Origin of the sequence: Mycobacterium sp. (assembly GCF_049673265.1) — a bacterium.
Taxonomy (GTDB): Bacteria; Actinomycetota; Actinomycetes; order Mycobacteriales; family Mycobacteriaceae; genus Mycobacterium.
The window spans coordinates 1-2,753 of sequence record NZ_JBATXN010000171.1 but is presented as its reverse complement, the minus strand read 5'-3'; the positions used below and the strand labels follow the sequence as shown (position 1 = coordinate 2,753).

Genomic DNA, 2,753 nt, shown 5'->3' with positions numbered 1-2,753 from the left:
CCGACACGTTGCTCAGCAGCGCACTGATCGCCCGGCTGCGCTGGTTGAACGCCGCCAACAAGTCGTTGGAGTTGACGAAAAGCCGGTCGATCTGTTGGCTTCGATCGCCCAATATGCTGGCGATCTGGTTAGCCTGCGCCAGCAGGTGAGTGACCTGCTCGTCGCGCTTGCCGATGGTGTCGGAGAAATCAGCCACCCCCTTGAGCGCTGCGCTCAGATGCGGATACGTCTGATCGATGGTCTGCGACAACACATTCAGCGACTGTTTGACGGTGTCTATGTTCCAGCCGGAGGCGGCTTTGGTGACGTCGAAGAAGGCGTCGTAAATCTGATACGGCGTCGTGCTTTGCCCCAGCTTCAGCACACCATTGGGCGGCAACGTCTGGGTGCCGCGCGGCTCGATCTCGAGAACTTTTTTACCCAGGATGGTGTCGGTCTTGATCGCCAGCCGGCTCTCGGTGCCGATGGTGTTGGAGCCGGTGGAGAACTTCATCACGACGTGGTCACCGTCGATCTTGACGGCCTCGACATCGCCGACGTCCACGCCGCCGATGCGCACCTTGTCACCTTTGTTCAGCTGGCCGCTATCGGTGAACTGCCCGTAGTAGGCGGGCTTGGCGAACAGGACCGGAACGCTGGTGATGGTTTGGCCCACACCGACGACCAGTACCGTCACGACCAGGCCCATGAGGCCGATCCGCATCCGGTTGGCAGGTTCTAGCGTTCTCATTGCGGCGTGCACCTACCTGTCGGCTGCGACCAGACCCTCACCGTGCGGATCGGGCCGCCGGCCTGCAGTCCGTTGGTCTTCAGGGTGAGGTCGCACAAGTAGAAGTTGACCCAGTCGCCGTAGTTGCCGACGGCGTTGCCCACGATGTTCATTCCGATCGGCGTCCGCTTGAGCTGATCGTCGTACAAGTCTTTCTGGTCGATGATCGGTTGCTGAATGGGCTCGAGATAGCCCAGCGTCTTGTGCAGCAGCGTCCGGTTCTCGGCGAGCAGGTCGGCAACCGTGCCGGCCGCGTTGCTGATGTTCGCGGTGTTGGCCGCCAGTGGGTCGGCGTGTTTGTCCAGTCCGCTGATCAGCTTCTCGAAATTGTCGACGGTCTGGTCGAATTGCTCTCGGTGTCTGACCGTGGTGTCGAGCACGATGTTGAGATTCTTGACCACCTCGCCGATCGCCTGGTCACGCTCGGCGATGTGGGAAGTCAGTTGTGCGGTCTGGTCGAGGATGTCGTTGATCGTGCCGCCTTGCCCTTGGAAGACGGTGATGATCGCAGTGGCGATGTTGTTGACCTTCTCCGGATCCAGCGCCCGGAACAGCGGCTTGAAGCCGCCGATCAGCGCGTCCAGATCCAGCGCCGGCTGCGTCCGCGATAGCGGGATGAACCCGCCGGCCGGTAGCACGCGATCGGACCCCTCGCCCTCCCCGCGCTTGAGTTCGACATAGCGGTCACCGATCAGATTGAAATAGCGGATCTGCGCGGTGGTCGACTGATACAGCGGGATCGAATGGTCGACGTCGAATTTGACTCGTACCCGATGGCCGCCGTCGATCAGCTCGATGTCTTTGACCTTGCCGATTTCCACCCCGGAGGCCCGGACGAACTGACCCGCCCGCAGGCCGCTGACATTGCTGAACTCCGCGGAATAACTGTTGGTCCGGTCGAAGCGCATTTGTCCGAACACCACGACGAGCAACGCAGTAAAGAACAGCAACACCACGCCGACGATGCCGAGCTTGACAAGGGTACCGGTGATTTTCATGGGTTGATCGTTTGGTCCCCCATTTGGCGGCCCCAGACGTACTCAGCTGCGTACGGGGAACCGGTATCGACATGGTTATACGGCGCAAGGCTGTTGCCGGTGTCCATCACCAGCGTGGGTGCGGGCCAGAGATCACGGGTGATGGTCTGCCAGCAACCCGGTGCACCGCCCGGCCCGCCGTGAGCGTTTATCCGTGGCAGGTTCTCCGGGTAGACATATGGATTGGGCGCTCCACCGACCAGTCCGGCTAGCCCGAGGAGCCCCTGCGTGGCGAGCGTGAGGCCCAGCCCTGGCAGGCTCAGAGCCAGCCCCAGCCCGGAGAATATTTCGGTCTCGGACCGCAGCGAATAGCCGTTGAAGCCACCGGCAAACGCGGCAACCTTCGGTTCGCCATCGTGCAAGTTGCGGATGGAGCAGTACAGCTCGGGGCTGTAGGTGTCGAGCAGCTGAGCCGACGGCACCAAGTCGGCGGCGCCGCGGGCCAGATACGGTCCGCCGCGGTTGAAGATGTCGGCGCCGGTGTGGCCGAAGCCCGCCGCCGCCAGCAATGCCTGATCCAATTCCTTTTCGTTCTGGTGGATCGTGCGTGCCGTCGTCACCGCGTTGTTCAGGAAGTCGAATAGGTCAGGCGATGCGTTGGCGTAGGTGTCGCCCAAAGTCGCCAATTGCTGGATGTCGTGGCGGATCGTCGGCATCCGCGGGTTGATCTCATCGAGAGATTCACTGCCGTTGATGAGCGACTGCCCGAACTTGTCACCCAACCCGCTCAACGCCTGGGCGGCGGCGCTCAGCGTCAGGTTGACCTTGACCGGGTCGACCTTCTCGGCGATCGAGGTGATCGTCTCGAACAGCGTGTTGATCTCTGTCGTGACCGATCGGGCGTCAATCACATTCTTCGGCGTAATCCGTTGTGGCAGTGGGTGTTTCGGCGCAGTCATCGACACGTACTTCTCACCGAATACGGTGGTGGCCACGATTCTCGCGTC

General features: G+C 61.7%; 3 protein-coding genes. All 3 read right to left on the bottom strand.

The window, feature by feature from the left end:
- A partial coding sequence (locus WBF82_RS05930; RefSeq protein WP_424382150.1) for an MCE family protein occupies positions 1–730 on the bottom strand: 730 nt, incomplete at its 3' end.
- The gene (locus tag WBF82_RS05925; protein WP_424382149.1) at positions 727–1,767 is read right to left on the bottom strand and encodes a virulence factor Mce family protein; all 1,041 of its coding nucleotides are present in this window, start codon (positions 1,765–1,767) and stop codon (positions 727–729) included. The genes WBF82_RS05930 and WBF82_RS05925, both read right to left, overlap by 4 nt.
- The coding region (locus WBF82_RS05920) for an MCE family protein (RefSeq protein ID WP_424382148.1) at positions 1,764–2,753 on the bottom strand (990 nt) is incomplete at its 5' end. The genes WBF82_RS05925 and WBF82_RS05920, both read right to left, overlap by 4 nt.

Bases quoted from the DNA above. Each gene is read 5' to 3' on its own strand.
- WBF82_RS05925 (WP_424382149.1), bottom strand. From the start codon at position 1,767: ATGAAAATCACCGGTACCCTTGTCAAGCTCGGCATCGTCGGCGTGGTG.